The organism is Nocardia sp. NPDC056611 (assembly GCF_042792755.1).
In the GTDB taxonomy this organism is placed as follows: domain Bacteria; phylum Actinomycetota; class Actinomycetes; order Mycobacteriales; family Mycobacteriaceae; genus Nocardia.
Genome location: NZ_JBHTVV010000009.1, coordinates 65603 through 86791 on the forward strand (window position 1 = coordinate 65603; position 21189 = coordinate 86791).

The 21189-nt window shown below is 68.7% G+C and carries 22 protein-coding genes; 7 read left to right on the forward strand and 15 right to left on the reverse strand.

What is annotated here, in order from left to right; translation table 11 throughout:
- Complete coding sequence (locus ACFRAQ_RS33190) at nt 1–1116, forward strand: GlxA family transcriptional regulator (RefSeq protein ID WP_379106790.1); 1116 nt, start codon at nt 1–3, stop codon at nt 1114–1116.
- Here ACFRAQ_RS33190 and ACFRAQ_RS33195 read toward each other — a convergent pair.
- The 4 genes from ACFRAQ_RS33195 to ACFRAQ_RS33210 form a co-directional block, all read right to left on the reverse strand.
- Nucleotides 1092–1814, reverse strand: a complete 723-nt coding sequence (locus ACFRAQ_RS33195) for a helix-turn-helix domain-containing protein (protein ID WP_379106792.1) — start codon at nt 1812–1814, stop codon at nt 1092–1094. The genes ACFRAQ_RS33190 and ACFRAQ_RS33195 overlap by 25 nt on opposite strands.
- A 329-nt stretch (nt 1815–2143) precedes the next feature.
- The gene (locus ACFRAQ_RS33200; protein WP_379106794.1) at nt 2144–2584 is read right to left on the reverse strand and encodes a hypothetical protein; all 441 of its coding nucleotides are present in this window, start codon (nt 2582–2584) and stop codon (nt 2144–2146) included.
- 202 nt (nt 2585–2786) lie between these two features.
- Nucleotides 2787–3827, reverse strand: coding sequence for a hypothetical protein (locus tag ACFRAQ_RS33205; protein ID WP_379106797.1), 1041 nt, complete (start codon nt 3825–3827; stop codon nt 2787–2789).
- A gap of 24 nt (nt 3828–3851) precedes the next feature.
- Entirely contained in the window at nt 3852–4361 is a 510-nt protein-coding gene (locus tag ACFRAQ_RS33210) for a hypothetical protein (RefSeq protein ID WP_379106799.1), read from the reverse strand.
- Nucleotides 4362–4571: 210 nt separating this feature from the next.
- Between ACFRAQ_RS33210 and rho the strand changes: the two genes are divergently transcribed.
- Nucleotides 4572–5744: a transcription termination factor Rho gene (rho, locus tag ACFRAQ_RS33215; RefSeq protein WP_379106801.1), complete on the forward strand. Its 1173-nt coding sequence runs from the start codon at nt 4572–4574 to the stop codon at nt 5742–5744.
- Here the strand turns inward: rho and ACFRAQ_RS33220 are convergent.
- From ACFRAQ_RS33220 to pheS, 3 genes are all read right to left on the reverse strand, one after another.
- A complete protein-coding gene (locus ACFRAQ_RS33220) occupies nt 5731–6516 on the reverse strand; it encodes an alpha/beta hydrolase (protein WP_379106803.1) in 786 nt (261 codons plus the stop codon). The genes rho and ACFRAQ_RS33220 overlap by 14 nt on opposite strands.
- 65 nt (nt 6517–6581) lie before the next feature.
- Nucleotides 6582–9083, reverse strand: coding sequence for a phenylalanine--tRNA ligase subunit beta (pheT, locus tag ACFRAQ_RS33225; RefSeq protein WP_379106805.1), 2502 nt, complete (start codon nt 9081–9083; stop codon nt 6582–6584).
- A 32-nt stretch (nt 9084–9115) separates the two neighbouring features.
- Complete coding sequence (gene pheS, locus ACFRAQ_RS33230; protein WP_379106808.1) at nt 9116–10174, reverse strand: phenylalanine--tRNA ligase subunit alpha; 1059 nt, start codon at nt 10172–10174, stop codon at nt 9116–9118.
- Between the two features lie 185 nt (nt 10175–10359).
- Here pheS and lipB point away from each other — a divergent pair, with 185 nt between their 5' ends.
- Nucleotides 10360–11031, forward strand: a complete 672-nt coding sequence (lipB, locus tag ACFRAQ_RS33235) for a lipoyl(octanoyl) transferase LipB (RefSeq protein ID WP_379106810.1) — start codon at nt 10360–10362, stop codon at nt 11029–11031.
- Here the strand turns inward: lipB and ACFRAQ_RS33240 are convergent.
- Both ACFRAQ_RS33240 and ACFRAQ_RS33245 read right to left on the reverse strand, forming a co-directional pair.
- Nucleotides 11009–11530 carry a hypothetical protein gene (locus tag ACFRAQ_RS33240; protein WP_379106812.1) on the reverse strand — a complete coding sequence of 174 codons (522 nt, stop codon included), beginning with the start codon at nt 11528–11530 and terminating at the stop codon, nt 11009–11011. The genes lipB and ACFRAQ_RS33240 overlap by 23 nt on opposite strands.
- 28 nt (nt 11531–11558) lie before the next feature.
- Entirely contained in the window at nt 11559–13010 is a 1452-nt protein-coding gene (locus ACFRAQ_RS33245; protein ID WP_379106814.1) for an MFS transporter, read from the reverse strand.
- A gap of 105 nt (nt 13011–13115) precedes the next feature.
- Between ACFRAQ_RS33245 and ACFRAQ_RS33250 the strand changes: the two genes are divergently transcribed.
- The gene (locus tag ACFRAQ_RS33250) at nt 13116–13688 is read left to right on the forward strand and encodes a TetR/AcrR family transcriptional regulator (protein WP_357285957.1); all 573 of its coding nucleotides are present in this window, start codon (nt 13116–13118) and stop codon (nt 13686–13688) included.
- A 6-nt stretch (nt 13689–13694) separates the two neighbouring features.
- Here ACFRAQ_RS33250 and ACFRAQ_RS33255 read toward each other — a convergent pair whose 3' ends face one another.
- The 4 genes from ACFRAQ_RS33255 to infC all read right to left on the reverse strand — a co-directional run bounded on the left by ACFRAQ_RS33255 (nt 13695) and on the right by infC (nt 16013).
- On the reverse strand, nt 13695–14498 hold the full coding sequence (locus ACFRAQ_RS33255; RefSeq protein ID WP_379106817.1) for a TrmH family RNA methyltransferase: 804 nt from the start codon (nt 14496–14498) through the stop codon (nt 13695–13697).
- 107 nt (nt 14499–14605) lie between these two features.
- Nucleotides 14606–14986, reverse strand: a complete 381-nt coding sequence (gene rplT / locus ACFRAQ_RS33260; protein WP_040807291.1) for a 50S ribosomal protein L20 — start codon at nt 14984–14986, stop codon at nt 14606–14608.
- 69 nt (nt 14987–15055) lie between these two features.
- On the reverse strand, nt 15056–15250 hold the full coding sequence (gene rpmI / locus ACFRAQ_RS33265; RefSeq protein ID WP_033090982.1) for a 50S ribosomal protein L35: 195 nt from the start codon (nt 15248–15250) through the stop codon (nt 15056–15058).
- Nucleotides 15251–15314: 64 nt separating this feature from the next.
- Nucleotides 15315–16013 carry a translation initiation factor IF-3 gene (infC, locus tag ACFRAQ_RS33270; RefSeq protein ID WP_357286021.1) on the reverse strand — a complete coding sequence of 233 codons (699 nt, stop codon included), beginning with the start codon at nt 16011–16013 and terminating at the stop codon, nt 15315–15317.
- A 332-nt stretch (nt 16014–16345) separates the two neighbouring features.
- Between infC and ACFRAQ_RS33275 the strand changes: the two genes are divergently transcribed.
- Nucleotides 16346–16714, forward strand: a complete 369-nt coding sequence (locus ACFRAQ_RS33275; RefSeq protein WP_213560615.1) for a DUF1844 domain-containing protein — start codon at nt 16346–16348, stop codon at nt 16712–16714.
- Between the two features lie 75 nt (nt 16715–16789).
- Here the strand turns inward: ACFRAQ_RS33275 and ACFRAQ_RS33280 are convergent, their stop codons facing one another.
- Complete coding sequence (locus ACFRAQ_RS33280; protein ID WP_379106820.1) at nt 16790–17398, reverse strand: TetR/AcrR family transcriptional regulator; 609 nt, start codon at nt 17396–17398, stop codon at nt 16790–16792.
- A gap of 6 nt (nt 17399–17404) precedes the next feature.
- A complete protein-coding gene (locus ACFRAQ_RS33285) occupies nt 17405–18241 on the reverse strand; it encodes a class I SAM-dependent methyltransferase (protein ID WP_379106822.1) in 837 nt (278 codons plus the stop codon).
- A 403-nt stretch (nt 18242–18644) separates the two neighbouring features.
- Here ACFRAQ_RS33285 and ACFRAQ_RS33290 point away from each other — a divergent pair, with 403 nt between their 5' ends.
- The gene (locus ACFRAQ_RS33290) at nt 18645–19475 is read left to right on the forward strand and encodes an LppX_LprAFG lipoprotein (RefSeq protein WP_379106825.1); all 831 of its coding nucleotides are present in this window, start codon (nt 18645–18647) and stop codon (nt 19473–19475) included.
- Between the two features lie 305 nt (nt 19476–19780).
- The gene (locus ACFRAQ_RS33295) at nt 19781–21172 is read left to right on the forward strand and encodes a fatty acid desaturase (RefSeq protein WP_379106974.1); all 1392 of its coding nucleotides are present in this window, start codon (nt 19781–19783) and stop codon (nt 21170–21172) included.
- The last annotated feature ends 17 nt before the right edge of the window (nt 21173–21189 follow it).

Sequence of the window (21189 nt, forward strand, 5' to 3'; positions counted from 1 at the left end):
ATGGCAGCCGCGCGCGCCGACTGCGATGATCGGGAGGTGCCCGCGCCTCGCACCATCGTCTTCGTCGTCTTCCCAGGCATGCAGATCTCCGAACTGGCGGGACCGCTCGATGTGTTCGCGCTCCTCAACACCATCGTCGAGACGCCGCCGGATCGGCTGCCACCGGAATTGCGTGGTCCGGCCGGCGCTCTCGGCGAGACCGCGGACGCCTCGGACGGCGACTCCCCCGCACTGCCGTATCGGCTGCTGACGGCGTCGCCGGGCGGGCTGCCCATCGACGCCGATGGCGGACTGACCCTCTCGGTCGCGCATTCGCTCGAGGACATCGCCGCCGGGGACGACTTCGACACCCTCATCGTGGTGGGCGGCGATGTCCACGGTCCCGGGGCGGCGGCGGTGGTCCCCGCTCTCCCCGCCCTCGCCCGCAAGGCTCGCCGGGTGACGTCGGTGTGCGCGGGCGCGCTGCTGCTGGCCGCCGCGGGCCTGCTCGACGGCTATCGGGCCACCACCCATTGGGGTTCGACCGCGCTACTCGCCCAGCGCTATCCGCGGGTCACCGTCGAACCGGACCGCATTTACGTCCGCGACCGCAATCGCTGGACCTCGGCGGGCATGTCCGCGGGCGTCGATCTGGCGCTGGCCCTGGTCGAGGACGACCACGGTCGCGAGACGGCCGCCATGATCGCGCGGGTGTACGTGGTGTTCACCCGCCGTCCGGGCGGTCAGGCCCAGTTCAGCGCGCAATTGCGCAGTCAGCCCGCCCGCACGCCCGCCATCCGGGCCGTGCAGCGGTGGCTCCCCGATCACCTCGGCGACGAGCTCACCGTCAGCGGGCTGGCCGCACGCGCGGGGATGAGCGAACGTCATTTCGCCCGCGCCTTCCACGCCGAAACCGGCTGCGCCCCGGCGGCATTCGTGGAGGATCTGCGGGTCGAGGCGGCCCGGCGACTGCTGGAGTCCACCGAACTGACCATCGGCGCGATCGCCCGGCAGGTCGGCTACCGCCACGGGGAGACCCTGCACCGGGTGTTCGCCCGCCGCCTGGCCACCACGCCCGAACGCTACCGCCAGCATTTCGCCCTGGGCCCGGTTCAGCCCACGGGCACCAGCGAGTAGATCCACCACGGCCGCTGCGGCAGTTCGAATTTGAAGAGCTGGACGTGCATGCTCACCCATTCACCGGTCTCGGGTGACCGCACCCGGATGGGACGGCGCTCGATATCGGCGGGCGAGACCTCGGTCGACCAGAACCGCTCCCATTCCGGTGCGGCACTGCACCGCTCGATGATGGCCGCGATCCGTTCGGGCGAGTGGATCGGCGCGGCCATGAACCGGAAGCCGAACACCATGAAATGCGCCTCGCGCTCCCAATCCTCGATGACCTCCCGCGCCCGCGGATCCAGCATCATCCATTCGAGGATGATGTCGCCCGGCTCCAGGCCCGGAAACGCCCGCAGGTAGGCGTCATTGGCGGCGACCAGGTCGACGGTGGGCATCATCTGGAAGCAGGCCGGATGCGGCAGCCCGCGCAGGAAATCCAGTTCATAGGGTTCGGGTGGCGTGAAATCGGTGCCGAAACTGAGCAACTCGGGCTGCAGCAGGGTGGCGGCGTGCTCGCGTGCCTGCACCGGCACATCCAGTGCCGTGAACAACGCACCGAGCGCGACCGGGGTGGGCTGTCGGGTGCCCTGTTCGATCTTCTGGATCAGGGCTTCCGAAACGCCTGCGCGGCGGGCCAGTTCGGCGCGGGTCAGCCCCGCGGCCTCGCGTCGCGCGCGTACATAATCCGCGATCTCCGCACGCGACGCCGTCACCCATACCTCCCGAACCGACCGAAGAACGTGTGCGGCCGCGGAATTCGCACCGCCGCAGGTCAAGCTACCGGAGCCGGTGACTGGGACAAATTGGGACAGCGCCGCGCATTGACCCGCACCGCTGCCGCTGGCGATGCTTTCTACGCCGTACGAGGTACCGCACGGCGATATCGGGTGTCTGCGAGGGGACGGCACGAACGCGGGCACCTCGGGTCGCCGTTGTCCGTGAGGCGTGCCGAAAGACAGGCCCGGGTCGCGCCGGTGGACCCGATGAAGGGTCCACCGGCGGCGCGGTATCGCCGGTCGCACAACGGTTTTCACCGAGACCGTCAGGCGACCGCGATGTGCTGGTGGTCGGTGCGGATGCGGCCGTCCGCGTCGAGCGCCAGCACGTCCAGGCCGCCACCGACCACGGCGCCGTCCTCGGTCACCATGGACCAGGTGACGGCGATGACATGGTGCAGCAGCGCCGTCGCCTCCCCGCGCCGCACGAAGCGGTGACCGGTGCCGATGAACATGTCGTAGGCGCGCTCCACGCGACGCTCGAGAGCGTGGTAGCCGCGGACCTCGAGGGCCGGGATCGGAAAGTTCAGCTCGGCGGCCGCGTTGCGCATGTCCTCGGGCGGATCGACGAGGAGTTGCACGCCGTCCTCGGCCCACAGGTCGGCGATGAGCTTGCGGCGCACCTGCGGGTCGGGCTCGTTCCACTGCGCGATGTAGCGATCGGTGAGGTCATTGATGTCGATGGCGGTCTCGTTGCTGTTCGTCATGACCATGAGTCTGCGAGGAATCAATGGGGTGCGCGATTCCCTCCAGGGAATGATTAGCACAGCCCTCCGGGGAATGACGAGCACCACACCCTCCAGGGACCGGCGAACACCACCCTCCAGGGACCGGCGAGCACCGCCCCGGCGGGAACGAGCCAGGGCCGCACGCGGATTCCGCGTGCGGCCCCGTGACAGATACCGGGCGTCAGTTCCCGGCGAGTACCGCCAGCACCGGCTCGGACAGGAAGAAGGGCTCCAGCCGCTCGCGGATCAGCTTGGCCAGCACGCCGTTCCGCTTGGCGGCCTCCACCACGGCCGGGCCGTAGCGCAGGATCTCCTCGGCGATGACCGCCTCGGACAGGCCGAGCTCGGGCAGCATGGCGGCCAGGGTATGGTCGCCGTACTTCTCGAAGAACACCTCGACGCCCTGGTCCACCAGCACGCCGACGTATTCCTTGTTGCGGGTGGTCACCGCGATCCGGTGAATGATCAGCGCCAGATCCTTCAGGTCCTGCTGCGACAGGTACTCGCGCAGGCCGCTGACCGGTTCCCCGGCGTGCAGGTCCCAGAACTCCATGGCGGCGTCGTGCACGGGCGCGTCGCGCAGCATCTCGCGGATGGCGTTATTGGTCCGCTTGAGCGCGAATTGCGCTCCCTTTCCGGCCATTTCGCCGATGAAGGTGCCGCCGGCCTTCTCCGCCGCCTTGCGCGCGGTCTTGGCGGCATTGGTGCCCATCGACACCAGCGAGCCGACCCCGGGAATCTTCGAGGCCATCTGCTTGTTGGTCTCCATGAGATCGTCGACCAGCTTGTCCACGAACTTGGCGGCCACGGTCGCGATCAGGGGGCTCTCGGTGAGGCGTTCCAGGATCCGTTCCTGGGCCTGGTGCATGCCGAAGAGCTTCTCCAGCAGCTGTTCGACCGGTTCGCGGTCGACCACGTCACCGAGGGTGTACTCGGTGTTCCCCGCGATGTCCTCGTAGAGAGTGTCGGCCAGCGTGCCGACCATCTCGCCCAGCACCGGGCTGCCGCCGATGAGGTCGATGACATTGGCGACGGTCTGCTTGGCCTGATCGATCTCGACCACGTCGCGGAAGATGATGGTGTCGGCGACGCCGATCACCGCTTCCACATCGCGGGCGATCACTTCGGCGAAGCGGTCGCCGGAGACCTCGGCGACAATGAAGTCGACCTGGAGATCCAGCAGTTTCTCGGCAATTTCGCGCGGCTCGGTCAAAGGTTCCACCCATTCTCGGACGGAACGCCGGACCTACTCGGAATCGTTGCCCTGCATCGATTTTCGAATTTGATCCAGTCGTTCCCGCGCGGCCTCGGCCCGCGCTTCCCACTGTTCCTCTACGCTACGGCCCACTGGTGTCTGCCGATCGAGCTCGCCCATCCCCTGCGAGGTCCCGTAGCGCTGCTCGACCTTATCGCGAACTGACTCGAAAGTAGGGACGCCGGCGGAGGAATAGCCGCCAATCGAGGGCGCGGTGGGGATACCCGCAGGCGGTACCGGTATCCCGGGCGCCACCGGACCCGCTCCGACCTGCCCGGATCCCCCGACCGTCTCAGACTGTGAATAGCCTGCCACCGGCAGGGTGTCAGGAGTCACATCGATGACATCCGGGGCATGACCGAGAGTGTCCGCCAGGGATCGCGCCACCGCGTGCAGGGCGGCCAGACCAGCCCGGCCCTCGGTGGCGGCTCCGACCACACCCGCGAGTTCGGCGTCCGGCAGCTGCGCCAACAGCGCCGCGAGTTCCTGGGCATCGCTCATGGGTTCCAGGCTACGCATTGACCGCGCCCCGCGGGGTGACGTACCGTGAGGGCGTCGCGATCCCGTGGACGCAGGTTGACGCAGAGTCCCTCCCACCGCGATTACCTCCCCCACCCGAGCAGGTCCCGCCCTTTGCGGGGATCACTCGATATTCATCCGCGGTGCCCCACCGCCCTCGGCCGCATCCCGGCCACAGCAAGGAGAAACACCATGACAACCACCGAAATCCGGCCCACGGTCGTATCCAGCGATCCGGCCCCGGCCCTCGACCACATCGAAACACTCACTCCCGCAACGGGAATCCTGGATCTACAGGGCCAGAACGGCGTTCTGCGCCGCGACGGCTACCTGCCCGGTCCCCGTGACGTCCACGTCCCGGCCCGCCTGATCCGCACGCACCGACTGCGCCGCGGCGACCTCATCGCCGGACTGGCTCAGCCGAATCCCAAGGGCGGCAAGCAAGCTCCCCTGGTCCGCGTCGACACCGTCAACGGCCGGTCCGCCGCCGAGCTCGGCGCCCGACCGCACTTCCGGGACCTGACGCCCATCCACCCGAACGAGCGGCTGCGGCTGGAAACCCAGCCGAACAAGCTCACCACCCGCGTCACCGACCTGATCATGCCGATCGGCAAGGGCCAGCGCGCGCTGATCGTCGCACCGCCCAAGGCGGGCAAAACCTCTGTGCTGCAGTCGATCGCGCACGGCATCGCCGTCAACCACCCGGAGGCGCACCTGATGCTGGTGCTGGTCGGCGAACGCCCCGAGGAGGTCACCGACCTGTCCCGCGGCGTCCCCGCCGAGGTGGTCGCCGCCACCTTCGACCACTCCCCCGCCGAGCAGACCGCACTGGCCGAACTGGCCATCGAACGGGCACAGCGCCTGGTCGAGGAGGGCCGCGACGTCGTCGTCCTGCTCGACTCGCTCACCCGGCTGGCCCGCGCCTACAACACCTCCGGACCGGCCTCGGGCCGAATCCTCTCCGGCGGTGTGGATTCCACCGCGCTGCTGCCGCCCAAGCGGTTCCTGGGCGCGGCCCGCAATATCGAGAACGGCGGCTCGCTGACGATCGTGGCCAGCGCGCTCGTCGAAACCGGTTCGCTCGCCGACACCGTCATCTTCGAGGAGTACAAGGGCACCGGCAACGCCGAGCTCAAGCTGGACCGCACCCTGGCCGGCCGCCACGTGTTCCCGGCCGTGGACATCGCCAAGTCCAGCACCCGCCGCGACGATCTGCTGCTCGATCCCGCCGAACGCCAGGCCGTCGCCACCCTGCGCCGCACTCTCGCCGATCTGGACGATCAGCGCGCCCTCGACCTGCTCCTCGACGGCCTGCGCAAGACCGGCGGCAATGCCGAGTTCCTCGCCAACATCATCCGGAAATGAGCCGCCTGGGCGGCAGTACGCCCGCCGCCCAGGACGCGACCCGCTCGGCCCAGCCGGGGAATCCGATCAGATTGTTGTGCAGCCCGCCCGGATAGATCACCAGCTCCTTGGGCTCCGGCGCAGCCGCGAACAACTCCCGCCCCATCCGCACGGGCAACAGCTCATCCGCGTCCCCGTGCATGATCAGGACCGGGCAGCTCAACCGCCGGATCCGCCGCAGACTCGGATAAGCGTTGGGCACGAAGATCTTCGGCAGGAACGGATACACCGCCGTCGCCGCGTCCCGCATGCTCGTGAAGGTCGACATGAGCAGCAGCGCCGCGGGTGGCGCCGCATTCGCCAACTCCAGCATCACTCCCCCGCCGAGCGACTTGCCGAGATACACCACTCGCTCGGCGTCCACCCCGGGCTGCGCCAGCAACGCCTCCCGCGCGGCCCGCACATCCTGATACGTCCCGCTCTCGCCCGGCCGCCCGGTACTGCGCCCGTACCCCCGGTAGTCGAAGATCATCACATCGAATCCGGCCGACGCCAGCATGCCCAGCATCGGTGACCGATCGCCGATGTTCCCGCCATTGCCGTGCGCGAACAGGATGTGCCCCACCGGTTCCCCTACCGCCGGCACGAACCACGCGTTGACGGTCTCCCCGTCCGAGGTCCGCAAGTACAGGTCCGCATAGGCGAACCCATACGTTTCGGGGGTCTCCATGATGCCGCGCTCACCCGGTTGATAGCTGAGGGCGTTGAGGACGGGCGTCGCCGGATGCCACATGGTTCATTCATACCGAAAGGGCCCCGATCCACCGGGATCGGGGCCCTTTCGCGGGTGGCCTGGGATCAGCCGCGCAGCACCGCGCCCACCGCGTCCGAGGCGCGGGCGACCGCCGCGTCGCGGGCGGCGCTGGCCTCGTCCTCGGTGAGGGTGCGGTCGGTGGCGCGGAAGCGCAGGGCGTAGGTCAGGGACTTGCGGCCCTCACCCGCCTGCGCGCCCTCGTACACATCGAACAGGGAGATGTCCTCGAGCAGTTCGCCCGCGCCGGTGCGCAGCGCGTTCTCCACCGTCACGGCGGGGACAGCCTTGTCGACGCTGACCGAGACGTCCTGCAGCACCGCGGGGAACGCGGAAACCACCGGGGCGGGCCGGATCTCACGCAGCGGCAGGGCGTCGAGGTCGAGCTGGAAGGCGCAGGTGCGCGGCGGCAGGCCGGAGCGCTCCAGCACGGCGGGGTGCAGTTCGCCCGCGTGGCCGACGACGACGCCGTCCACGAGCAGCTCGGCGCAACGGCCCGGGTGCCACGGAAGGAACTGCGCCGCACGGCGTTCGATCGTCAGACCGGCGGCCTGGGCGATCGCGTCGACCAGGGCGAAGGCGTCCGACGCCTCGACCGGGCGGCCCGGGCCCCACGGTCCGCGCGGCTCGCGACGGCCGGTGAGGACCGCGCCGACCCGGGTCGGCTGCTCGGGCAGCGAGTCGAGCAGGACCTGGATCTCGTCGTCGGTCGGGCGGCGATCCACGGGCAGCAGACCGACAGGCGCGGTCCGCTCGGTCGGCAGGGTGACCTGACCGATCGCGTAGATCGCGAGATCGCGCTGGCCGCGGGAGATATTGCGGGCCGCGATCTCCAGCAGACCGGGCAGCAGCGTGGTCGACAGTTCCGCGCGCTCGACGTCGAGCGGGTTCAGCACCCGCAGCGTGTTGCGGCGCGGGTCGTCGGCGTCCAGGCCCCAGGCGTCGAAGACACCGGCCTGCATGAAGACCGGCGCGGGCACCTCGACGCAGCCCTCGAACGCCAGCGCCTTGCTCACGGCGCGGCGACGCAGCTGGGCGGCGGTGAGGCCGCGTCCGGCCGGGGCGGTGGGCAGCACCGACGGGATCTGGTCCAGACCCTCCAGGCGCAGCACCTCCTCCACCAGGTCGGCGGGCTGGGTGAGGTCGGGACGCCAGGACGGCGGGGTCACGATCAGCTGCGGGTGACCGGCCTCGCTGACGCCCACCTCGATGGCGCAGCCGACCTGCTGCAGGCGGCGGGTGGCCGCGCCGGGCGCGTAGTGCACGCCCGCGGTGCGGTCGGCCAGGTCGATGTCCATGGTGATCGGCGCCGCGGCCGGAGTGGGCACGCGCACGTCGGTCAGCACGGATTCGACGGTGCCGCCGGCGATCTCGGCCAGCAGGGTGGCGGCGCGATCGAGGGCGGCGATATTGACCTCGGGGTCCACGATCCGCTCGAAGCGGCGGCTGGCCTCGGAGCCCAGCTTGTGGCGGCGCGCGGTGCGGGCCACGGCCACCGGGTTCCAGGTGGCGGCCTCGAGCAGGATGTCGGTGGAGGTGTCCGACACCTCGGTGCTCGCGCCGCCCATGATGCCGGCCAGCGAGATGACGCCGGACTCGTCGGCGATCACCACGTCCTCGGCGTCGAGGGTGCGCTCGGCCTCGTCGAGGGTGCGCAGGGTCTCGCCGGTGTTGGCGCGGCGCACCACGAATCCGCCGCGCACCTTGGCGGCGTCGAAGGCGTGCAGCGGCTGACCGAGTTCGAGCATCACGTAGTTGGTGACGTCCACGGCCGGGGAGATCGGGCGCACGCCCGACAGCAGCAGGCGGCGCTGCAGCCACCACGGGCTCACGGCCTTCGGGTCGATGCCGGTGACCCGGCGCACCGCGAAACGCGTGCAGCCCGACGCGGGTTCGATCTTCACCGGCCACGCCTCGACCTCGGAGTCCGGCAGCAGCCGCACGGCCGGATCGCCGTACTCCAGGTCGAAGCCGCAGGCCAGCTCACGCGCCAGACCGCGCGCGGAGAACGCGTAGCCGCGGTCGGGGGTGATGGCCAGCTCGATGATGGTGTCGCCCAGGCCCAGCAGCTCGTTGGCGTCCGCGCCGGGCTCGGCGGTGCCGGGCTCGAGCACCAGGATGCCGCTGTGGTCCTTGCCGATGCCGAGTTCGGCGACCGAGCAGATCATGCCGTTGCTGGTGTGGCCGTAGGTCTTCCGCGACGAGATCTTGAATCCGCCGGGCAGCTCGCCACCGGGCAGCACCACCACGACCAGGTCTCCGACGGCGAAGTTCCGTGCGCCGCAGACGATCTCCTGCAGCTCGGCGTTGCCGACGTCGACCTTGCAGAAGCGGATCGGCTTCTTGAACTCGGTCAGCTCGGTGATCTCGGCGACCCGGCCGACCACCAGCGGCTTGTCGATGTCACCGCCGATGGGCGCCAGATGGTCGACCTCTTCGACCTCGAGACCGACCCGGACGAACCCCGCGTCGAGCTCCTCGGCCGTCACCGACCACCCGGGGGTGGTCCGCTGCAGGATGTCCGTCAGCCAGGACTGAGCTACTCGCACTTGACGTTTCGCTTCCTCGTATCGGGGTCAGGTCAGGACTGGATGCCGAACGGCAGCGTGAACCGCACATCGCCCTCGACGATGTCGCGCATGTCCGGCAGGCCGTTGCGGAACTGCAGGGTCCGCTCCAGGCCCATGCCGAACGCGAAGCCGCTGTACACCTCGGGGTCGATGCCGCTGGCGATGAGCACCTTCGGGTTCACCATGCCGCAGCCGCCCCACTCGACCCAGCCGGGGCCGCCCTTCTTGTCCTCGAACCACACGTCCACCTCGGCGGACGGCTCGGTGAAGGGGAAGAAGCTGGGCCGCATGCGGGTGGTGGTGTTCGGGCCGAACAGCGCCCGCGCGAACCCGTCCAGGGTGCCCTTGAGGTGGGCCATGGTCAGGCCCTTGTCGATGGCCAGGCCCTCGATCTGCGAGAACACCGGGGTGTGGGTGGCGTCCAGCTCGTCGGTGCGGAACGTGCGGCCCGGGCACACCACATAGATCGGCAGCTCGCGAGACAGCATGGTGCGCACCTGCACCGGCGAGGTGTGGGTACGCAGCACCTGCCGCGACCCCTCCGGCGCGATGTGGAAGGTGTCCTGCATGGTGCGGGCCGGATGGTCGGGCAGGAAGTTCAGGGCGTCGAAGTTGAAGTGCTCGGTCTCGACCTCGGGACCCTCGGCGACCTCCCAGCCCATGGCCACGAACACGTCCGCGACCCGCTCGGACAGCACCGAGATGGGGTGCCGCGCGCCGGGGGCGCGCCGGTCGGCGGGCAGGGTCACGTCGATGGTCTCCGCCACCAGGACCGCCGCGTCGCGCTCGGCGAGCAGCTCGGCCTGGCGGGTCTCGTAGGCCTGCGACACCCGGCCGCGCGCCACGTTCACCCGCTTGCCCGCGTCGGCCTTCTCCTCCTTGGGCAGCGCGCCCAGGGACCGCTGCGCCAGCGAGATCGGCGACTTGCCACCCATGTACTCGGTCTTGGCCGTGGCCAGCTCGTCCAGGGTCGAGGCCGAGGCGAACGCCTTCTCCGCGGCTTCCGCGGCGGCGGAGAGCGACTCCTCGCTCAACGCGGCGGTCTGCTCGGCACTGTTGTCATCGGCCACGATGGTTCGTCACTCCCCAGGCTGGTTACGGGTCGGGCGGAAAGTCTTATCGGCAATGGTTACTGCCCACCCATTCTTGCTGGTCGCATCGTAAACCTTGTAATCAGCCCACCTCACCTGGATTTTCCCAGCTCGCGCCCACCCTTCGGCGTGGTGGTGACCACAACGGTGGTACCAATGGACTCGTGAAGTCCCGGCCCCTGACCTTGATCGACGACTCCGACCGCCTCATCGAGTACTCGGCGGCGATGGACCGCATGCAGGAGATGTGGGAGGAGCGCGTCGCCGACCAGCGGCCCGACACGCTGTGGCTGCTGAGCCACGAACAGACCTTCACCATCGGCCGCCGCACCCCCGAGCAGCATCTGCCGGCCCCCGACACCGACATCCCGGTTTTCACCACCAACCGGGGCGGCCAGCTCACCTACCACGCGCCCGGCCAGCTGGTCGGCTATCTCATCGTGAAGCTGCAGCCCGGCGAGGGCGTCGTGGATCTGATCCGCGATGTGGAACTGCGCATCGTCGCGGCGCTGGCCGACCTCGGCATCCCGGCCGAGCGCCGCGTCACCCCGCCCGGCTCGGAGCTGCTCACCGGCGTCTGGACCCGCGATACCGGCCGCAAGATCACCTCGATCGGCATGCGCGTCGGCCGCAATGTCTCCACCCACGGGTTCGCCCTCAATGTCACCGGCGACCTGTCGCCCTGGAAGCTGGCCGTCGCCTGCGGACTGCCCGATGTCGACATGACGTCGGTGGAAAGGGAACTGGACACCGACGCGGCCCCGACGATGGAGCGCGTCGTCGCGACCATCGCCGGGGCCTTCGAGGCGAGCGCTACCCCGTCTCCCCTGCCCTGACCGGGACCCGCCGGATCGCGGTCACGATCGGCGCGGTTCCCAGCGCGGCGAACAGGGCCACCGCGATGTAGACCAGCTGCTCGGGAATCCGGAACCACACCGGTGTGGCCGCCTGACCGTCGAAGGAGACATTGTCCACGGCCGCATGGATATTCGCGGGCAGCAGCAGGACGAACAGCACGGCCAGGGCCAGACCCGCGAGTCGGCGGAACGGGACCAGGATCAGCCCGAGCGCACCCAGGTATTCCAGAACGCCGGTCGTGTAGACGGTGAAGTCGGGGAACGGCACGAACGACGGGACCATGGCGACCAGGTCGCTGTGATGCGGCATGACCGTCACCGAGTCGGGGACGAAGTGCGCGGTGCCGGTCATGACGAGCATGAACGCCAGGCCATGCGCGGCGGCGGACCGCCAGGTCGCGAAGCGGGCCACGCCGAGGGCGCCGAGCAGCCGCAGCACCAGGGTCGGGATCGCCAGCAGCAGGAGGGTCTCGAACATGATGCTTCTCCCTTCGATTCGATCCGGCTCAGTGCGCGAGAACGGTTGCGCCGGAATCCGATTCGGCAGCGGTGCGACGGCCGGGCAGCAGCAGCGCCACGAACGCGCCCAGCGCCACGATGACCGAGCCGACCTTCACCGCCGGGATCAGGCCGTCGACGTAGTCCGCCGGGCTCATATACGAGCCGTGCGAGGCGAACACCGAGGCCAGCACCGCGACACCCATGGCCACACCGACCTCACGGATGGTGTTGTTGGCGCCCGAGGCCATGCCCTGGTCCGCCGGTGACGCCGTGGCCATCACGACGGTGGCCGTGGGCGCGAAGGTCAGGCCCATGCCCACGCCGCCGAGGACGAACGGCAGCACGAAGTGGCTGTAGGACACGTCCACGCTCGTGGTGAGGGCCATCCACAGCAGCGCGGCCGCCAGCAGCGCCTGACCGATCGACACCAGCACCCGCGCGCCGACCCGGTCCACGATCAGACCGGCCAGCGGGGCCACCACCATCGGGGCCATGGTCCACGGCAGCGTCCGCACACCGGAAGCGAGCGGCGAATACCCCTGCACCACCTGGAAGTACTGGGCCAGCAGGAAGATCGAGCCGAAGGTGCCCAGCGAGAAGGTGAACGACACCACGTTGATGACGTAGCCGCGCTTGCGGAACAGGCGCAGCGGCAACATCGGATCGGCGGTCCGGCTCTCCCAGACCACGAACGCCGTGAGCGCGATCGCGCCGCCGATCAGCCCGGTCAGCACCTTGGCCGAGGTCCAGCCGTCGTCGGCGCCGTGGATGACGCCCCACACCACCGCGAGCACGCCGCCCGCCGACAGCAGCAGGCCGAGCAGATCCAATCGCCGTGCGCCGCCGAAGGATTCGTTCAGCACCCGGGCCACCAGCGGCACCGCGATCAGGCCGATCGGCACGTTCAGCCAGAAGATCCACTGCCAGTTCAGGCCGTCGACGACCGCGCCGCCGACCACCGGGCCCAACGCGATGCCGAGGCCGGAGATGCCGCCCCAGATGCCGATGGCGGCGCTGCGCATCTTCTCCGGCACCGCCGCGGACAGCAGCGTCAGCGACAGCGGCATGACGGCCGCCCCGCCGAAGCCCTGGGCCGCGCGGGCGGCGATGAGCATCCACGGTTCGGTGGCCAGCGCGCACGCGGCCGAGCCGAGCGTGAACAGCGCGATGCCGCCCAGGTAGACGCGCCGGCGGCCGAGCCGGTCGCCCAGGGCGGCGGCGGTGAGCAGCAGCGAGGCGAAGGCCAGCGTGTAGGCGTTCACGAACCACTGCAGGTCCGAGAGCGAGGCGTGCAGCTCGGTGCGGATCACCGGCAGCGCGTTGGTCACCACGAGGTTGTCGAGCGTGACCATGAACATCGGAATGCCCACGGCGGCGAGGACGGCGGCGAGCGGGCGCTGCCGGGCCTGTTCGGCCACCTTGCCGGTGAGCGAGGAGGTTTCGAGTGTCTCAGTCATGTCCGATCCCCTTGTTGTAATCGACTGATAACTAGAGAGTATGCATCGACTGATAACATGTCAACGGGAAGGATGATTCCCCAACGACCAGGAGGCGCGCCCACCATGACCAGGACCCGGATGACGGCCGAGGAACGCAGCGAGGAAGTGCTGCGCGCGGCCATCTCCGCCTTCGCCGAATCCGGTTACGCGGCAACGAAAACCGATGAGATCGCCCGCCGCGCGGGCGTCTCGCAGCCGTATGTCATCCGGCTGTTCGGCACCAAGTTGCAACTGTTCCTGGCGGTGCTGGAACGAGTCTGCGATCGCGTCGACGGGCTCTTCCGCGAGGGGGCCGCGCAGGCCCCCGCCGACGCGACCCCCAAAGAGCGACTCGACGCCATGGGCGAACGCTTCGGCGACTTCCTGCTCGACGGCGACCTGCCACGGGTCTTTCTCCAGGGGATCGCCGCGGCGGGCACGGACCCCGCCATCGGCGACGTCATCCGTGCCCGCTTCGGCAATATCTACCTGGTCGCGCGGGAGCTCACCGGGGCGTCGGCCTACGAGGTCCGCCGCTTCATGGGCACCGGCATGCTGCTCACCAATATGACGGCCATGGGACTCACCGGCCCGAACCCGATCGCCGCGCCCTGGGCCGAGGAGATCATGGAGAACCTGGAAGCCGACGGCATCTGAGTGGGATCAGGCGCGGTGCTGCACCCGCGAGCTCGAGTAGAGGCAGATAGCCGCGGCGGCAGCCAGATTCAGGCTCTCCGCGCGACCGTGGATGGGAATCCGGATCCGGTGGGTGGCGCGGGCGGCGATGGCCTTGTCCAGGCCGTGCGCCTCATTGCCGAACAGCCACGCGACCGGGCCGCGCAGGATCTCATCGGCGTCGTCGAGGTCGACCTCGCCCTTGGCGGTGGTGGCCAGGATCGCGATGCCCGCCGCCTCCAGCGCGTCGAGGGTGGCGTCGATATCGCGGGAGCGGGCCACGGGGACATGGAAAAGGCTTCCGGCACAAGCGCGTACGCATTTGCCATTGTGCGGGTCCACCGAATCACCCGCGAGCACAACGCCGTCCGCGCCGACGGCGTCGGCCACGCGGATCAGGGTGCCCGCGTTACCCGGGTCGGCGATCTCGACCGGCACGGCGAGCATGCGCGGGGCGGCGTCGAGCACCTCACGCAGCGGCACGTCCACGTGGCGGCACACCGCGACCAGGCCCGGCGGAGTCACGGTGTCCCCCAGCATCTCCGCGGCGCGGTCGGTCACCATCGTGGTCCGCACCCCCTGGGCGGCGGCCCCGGCGACCAGCGCGTGCTCGCGTTCGGCGGCCTTCTCCGAGAAGAACAGCTCCTCGACCCGGCCGGTGTCCAGCGCCGCCTCGACCGAATTCGCGCCCTCGGCCAGGAACAGACCGGTCTTGCGGCGGACCGGACTGCGGTGCAGCTTGACCGCCGACACGATCCGGGAGTTACGCCAGTCGATGGAATCAGCGCTCACGGCCACCTGTCCCTTGGGAGATACGCGGAGATACGAGAAGAAAAGAAACGACCCGCGGAACATCGTCCGCGGGTCGTTTCGGCTATTGCTTTGTCACGCAGACCGAATCAGGCGGCCGGGGCGTTGACGTCGGCCGGCAGGGCAGCCTTGGCGGCGGCGACCAGCTGGGCGAAGGCCTCGGCGTCGGAGACGGCGAGCTCGGCCAGGATCTTGCGGTCCACCTCGATGCCGGCGGCCTTGAGGCCCTGCATGAAGCGGTTGTAGGTCATGTCGTTCAGACGCGCGGCGGCGTTGATACGAGTGATCCACAGCTGACGGAAGTCACCCTTCCGCGCCCGGCGGTCCCGGTAGGCGTAGGTGAGCGAGTGCAGCTGCTGTTCCTTGGCCTTGCGGTACAGGCGCGACCGCTGACCGCGGTAGCCCTTGGAGGCCTCGAGAACGGAACGGCGCTTCTTCTGAGCGTTGACGGCCCTTTTGACGCGTGCCACTTTTCAGTCCTTGATCGAATAGGGGGTGCGGCGATCGCACCCGGAGGTTGGTCGGTCGGCTCAGCCGAATTACTTGGCGAGCAGCTTCTTGACGCGAGCGACGTCGGCCTTGGCGACGACCTCCACGCCGTCCAGACGACGAGTCCGGGTGGTCGGCTTGTGCTCGAGCAGGTGGCGACGGTTCGCCTGCTGACGCAGCAGCTTGCCGCTGCCCGACACCTTGAATCGCTTCGAGGCGCCGCTGTGGCTCTTCATCTTCGGCATGGATTCCTCAGTTCTGTCGTGCCGGAGGCGCGCGAGTACCACACGCCTCCGGAGCTTCTCGTTATTACTGCTGCGGGGTGGCCGATTCGGCAGCCGGAGCCGCGGTCTCGGCCGGGGCCGCCTCGGCGGGAGCCGGCGCGGGCGCACTGCTGCGCTGCTGCGTCGAGCTCGCGTCGTTCTGGGCCTTCACCCGCGTCTTCGCGCCCTTGTGCGGCGCGAGGACCATGGTCATGTTTCGGCCGTCCTGCTTGGCCGAGGTTTCGACGAATCCGAGGTCGGCGACGTCGGCGGCCAGTCGCTGCAGGAGCCGGAACCCGAGTTCGGGGCGCGACTGCTCGCGACCACGGAACATGATGGTGACCTTGACCTTCGACCCGGCCTCCAGGAAGCGCATCACGTGGCCGCGCTTGGTGGCGTAGTCGTGGTCATCGATCTTCGGGCGGAGCTTCTGCTCCTTGATCACGGTCTGGACCTGGTTCTTCCGGGACTCACGCGCCTTCTGCGCGGTCTCGTACTTGAACTTGCCGTAGTCCATGATCTTGCACACCGGCGGGCGTGCATCGGGCGCGACCTCGACCAGGTCGAGGTCAGCTTCCTGAGCGACGCGTAGTGCATCTTCAACACGCACGATCCCAACCTGCTCGCCGCCGGGTCCGATGAGTCGGACCTCGGGAACGCGGATGCGATCGTTGATGCGGGTCTCAGTGCTGATGGGGCCTCCTAGGTCAAGCGGTTCGTCAACGACCGCAAGCAATAACTGCAACCCCAATTTCAACACGAAAGCCCCGCTCCGGTATTTCACCGGCACGGGGCCCGAGTCGACCGATCCGCGACGCAAACAGCTCGCATCGCACCGCACGCAGGAAAAACCCACGCGCAGAACCCATCACGTAAATGATGGGCGACCGGACCGTTCAACCTCGCGCTGTCAGCGCTGGTTGACGGTGGGAGTCGGGCTCCACTTGATGCCCCGAGTCGGTTGCAGGAACCAGTCCAGGGCGGTCGTCGCGGAAGAGTCTAACACTCATAGCCGTGAGCTCCGAATCGGCCGCCCCCGCGACCAGCGCCGACCCGCGCGATGGCATTCTCTACCCCATGAGCGAGGCTACCCTGAACGACGATTCCGCCCTCATCGACGGCGAGGTCGTGCGCGAACTGGCCGAGATCCCCGCGGTCGAGGTCATCAGCCGCGCCGCCGTCATGCTGATGAGCTCCGCGGCCGAGAAGCTCGGCCTCGGCGAACCGGACCCGGCCAGCAGCCCCCACCTGGACCTGGACGAGGCGCGTCGCGTCATCACCGCGCTCGCCGGCCTGGTCACCGCGTCGGTCGAATACCTCGGCCCGCACGCCGGTCCGATCCGCGACGGCCTGCAGTCGCTGCAGCGCGCGTTCCGCGAATCCTCGGAATACCCCGATGCCCCGGGCGCGGGCCCGGGCGAGAAGTACACCGGCCCGGTGTACTGACCGAACCGGTATCGATCTGTCGAAAACGGCCCGCCCGAATTCTTTCGGGGCGGGCCGTTTTTGTTCGAGCGGCCTCTACGTCCTGGGGCCGATGCCGTCGAGGAGCGTCGCGACGACCGCCGCGGGCTCGACGGCGGGCGATGACATGCCAGGCAGCACCGCGTTGAGGACCCGGTCGTGGCAGACGCCGACCAGGACGGCCGCCACGGCGGCGGTGTCGGCGTCGGGGGCGAGGCGGCCGAGTCGCCGCTCACCGGCCAGGTAGTCCGAGAGCAGTACTCGCCAGTCGGGCTGATCGGTCGGCAGTTCGGCGAAGCGATCCAGCACGGCCGGAGCGGACAGCAGGCCCGCGAAGACCGGCAGCACCGCGCGGTGCAGGTCCAGGCCCGCGCTCAGATATATACGGAGATTCTCCGCGACGGTCGCTTCCCCCGGGGCGGGCAGTGCGCCGAGCGCGCGGTGCGCGGCGTCGACGTGCGCGCGGACCGCGGCGGCGAGCAGGGCGTCCTTGTCCGGGAAGTGGTTGTAGAGGACGCCGTCGGCCACCCCGGCCGCGCGCGCGATGGCGCGCACGGTGAGGGTGGCGGCCGAGCCGTCGGCGAGCAGGCGTTGCGCGGTGACGACGAGGTGATCGTGGAGGGTGTCGTCGGTGGCGCGCAGCGCCGCGGCCTTGCGGGGGGACATGGATCGTTACGGTAGCGGGGTCGCGGCCGTCACGAGCCAGGCCGATCCGCGCAGCACGACGCCGCCGGAGGTGGCGTAGGGAATCAGGGCCGTGGAGATCGCCTGGCGGACTTCGGTGTCGGTGGCGAACCCGGCCAGGGAGCGGTGAAAGCGGACCGGGCCCCAGCCCATGATGAAGTCGGTGGCGTCGGCGATGTCGTCGCCCCAGATGCCATCGGCCTCACGGTAGTCGACGCCGATCTCCCCGAAACCCGCGGCGGACAACAGGTCCCGAATGCGGTCGGGCTCGGAGAACGGGCCTTCGGCGGGGCTGACCGCGAAATCCCCGAGATGGGCTGCGGCGGCGCCGAACACGGCGCCCAGATCGGTACCCGGGAGCGGGGTCATGGCGGCGAAGGCCAGGCGGCCGCCGGGGCGCAGGGCGCGGGCGATATTGGCGAAGGCCGCCACCGGGTCGGTGAAGAACATGATGCCGAAGCGGCTCAGCGCGGCATCGTAGGCGGCGTCGGGGAAGGGATGGATCTGGGCGTCGCCCTGTTCGAAGCCGACATTGGGGACGGCTTCGGCGGCGGCCCGTTCGCGGGCGCGGGCGAGCATCGGGCCGGAGAGATCGACACCGGTCGCGGAGCCGGCGCCGGCGCGGCGGGCGGCGGCGCGGGTCAATTGGCCGTTACCGCAGCCGATATCGAGGACGCGGTGGCCGTCGGCGATGCGGGCGGTGGTCAGCAAAGGTTCGTCGAAGCCGTGGTTCACGGCGTCGTAGCGGTCGTAGTGGCCTGCCCAGTGTTCGCCTTCGTAGCCGTTCCAGGCTTCGGACTGGGCGGTATTCACGATCTCGGTCATGCTCGACTCCTATTATGAACGATTGTTCATGAACGCACGTTCATATTGCTCGCGGCCGGGGGAACGTGTCAATACCCGCCCCGGGTAACGGTTTACGCTGAACGTTCAGCGACCGGATGGCAAACAGCCAGCGACGGAGGGGCATCCGGAGAATCGGGCGCATCGGCTTGCCGCGATCTCGGCCGGATTGTTAACGCTCGACCGGACATGCGACATAGCTGGTTGCGGGCTGATCGCCTGTGCGGCTGGATGATCGAAACAGCGTGGCGACATCGAGCCGGTGCTGGTTGGATGCCGGAGTATCGCACCGATCGGCGCGAGCGCGGGCGACGTCCTGCATACTACGACGGGCAGCGGCAAGGCTGCCCTCACTACGAGATCGAATGGACTTCGGGGGTTGTACATGAATGACCTGATATCCCAAGGGAACCGCACGTCCGGCAGCCGGATTCGGCGCGGCGTCCTCCCGATCATGATCGCCGCGGCCGCGACCGCCGCGCTGGTGGCGGGCTGCACCTCGTCCTCCAACTCGGACAGCAAGGCCACCACCTCGCAGGCCGCGCCGCCGGCGCAGCTGCCCGAGGGCGCGCAGATCGTCGCCGAATCGGCCAAGACCACCCAGACCCTGCAGTCGGTGCACGTGGTGCTGGACGTCAAGAACCTGCCCACGCTGTCGGTCAAGAGCATCAAGGCCGACGTCACCAACCAGCCGCAGGGCCAGGGCCAGGCCATCGGCGACGCCGAGGTGAAGGTCAAGCAGGACGGCGACTTCACCAAGACCAAGTTCATGGTCGTCGACAAGACCCTCTACACGGGTGACGGCACCAAGTACGCCCCCGTCGGCCCCGCCGAGAAGATCTACGACCCGGGCGTCCTGCTCGACAAGGACAAGGGTCTGGCCTACGCCATCTCGCAGGTGAAGAACGCCAAGGCCGAAGGCCGCGAGAAGATCGACGGCGTCGACACCGTGAAGGTCAGCGGCACCATCTCCGCCGACGTCATGGACCCGGTCGTCCCGCAGATCGGCAAGGACGGCGGCGAGTTCCCGATCACCCTGTACATCAAGGACGTCGCGCCGCCGAGCGGTACGGGCACCACCCTGCCCTCGAACGCCGCCTCGCCGGGCACCGGCCCGAACCTGGTGCGCGCCATCGTCACCAAGGACGCGGGCACCGTCACCGTGACGTTGTCCGACTGGGCGAAGCCGGTGCACGTCACCAAGCCCGGCGGCTAGTCACCCGTCTATCCGCCCTGTGAGTGGGGAGCCGGTTCGGGGAACGAGCAACGGCGGCAACAGCTGTCGTCCGACCCCGGCCGGCTTTCGCATTTTTTCCGGGCCGCTGTTAACAAAAGCCCACTTAAGAGATTGTTCAGTGAATTGCAAGCCGCAACGCCGACGATTCCATCCGTAAGTTCGAACGCGGTGTGTGCGTGTGGAGGAAAGCTATGACGATCGAACGGCCCGAGGCCGAGGCGACGATCGAACGGCAGGCGCCAGCAGATGAATTCCGCCGGCCCCCGCTCGACGGACCGCCGCCGATTTCCAACGTCTGGGTCTACGACGGGAAAGCCTACGACCTCTCCGACTGGATTTCCAAGCATCCGGGCGGCGAGTTCTTCATCGGCCGCACCAAGAACCGCGACATCACCTCGATTGTCGGTTCGTACCACAAGAATCCGGAAGCCATCGGCAAGATTCTGAAGAAGTACGCGCTCGACCGCGACGCCCTGCCGGAGGACATCCACCCCAAGGCCAACGCGCCCGCGTTCCTGTTCAACGAGGGTTTCGACAGCTGGCGCGACACCCCGAAGTTCAGCTTCGACAACAAGGACGACCTGCTGCACAAGGTGAAGGCGCGGCTCAAGGAACCCGAGCTGGCCGCCCGGATCCGGCGCATGGACACCTATTTCAATATCGTGGTCGCCATTCTCGCGGTGGCGTACTTCGCGGTGCAGGGCCTGCGGTTGTTCGAGCGGTCCTGGATGCCGTTGCCGGTCTTCGTGATCGCCATGGTGCTGCTGCGCAGCTCGCTGGCCGGGTTCGGGCACTACGCCATCCACCGTGCCCAGAAGGGCATGAACAAGATCTACACGAATGCCTTCGACTTCAATTACGTCGCACTGGCATTCGTGACCGCGGACGGCCACGCCCTGCTGCACCACCCGCACACCCAGAGTGAAGTCGACATCAAGAAGAACGTCTTCACCATGATGATGCGGATCCCGCGGCTGTACCGGGTGCCGATCCACACCCTGCACAAGTTCGGTCACACCGTCACCGGTATGACCTTCCGCCTGCTCGACGTCTGCCGCCTCACCCGCAAGGTGGGCATCAAGGACATGTACGGCACCTGGGGTGGGGCGCTGCCGCACTTCATCGGGTCCTTCGGCGCGCGGTTCCTGCTGCTGGGCGAGCTCATCGCCTTCACCGTGATGGGCGACTTCTGGGCCTGGGCCCTGCAATTCGTGATCACCCTGTGGGTCTCCACCTTCCTGGTGGTGGCCAGCCACGACTTCGAGGTCGAGACCGAGGAACTCGAGCACAACTCCGAGGACTGGGGCGTCGACCAGATCGAACAAGCCTACGACCTCAAGGTGGTCGGCAACCGCTACCTGGACTGCTTCCTGTCGGCGGGCCTCAGCTCGCACCGCGTCCATCACGTACTGCCCTACCAGCGCAGCGGTTTCGCCAATATCGCCACCGAGGACGTGCTGCGTGAGGAGTCGGCGAAGTTCGGCGTGGAATGGCTTCCCGCCAAGAGCTTCTTCACCGACCGCTTCCCCAAGCAGATCCGCACCTACATCCTCGCGCCGTCCGACGACGCGGTGGAGCGCAAGTGGGGGTTCGTCAAGGAGCACTTCTCGCCGCTCGCCCTGAAGACCTGTGTCGTCTACACCGCGCAGGGCTTCACCGGAATCGGCACGGTCTGAGCCGATTCCGAACACCG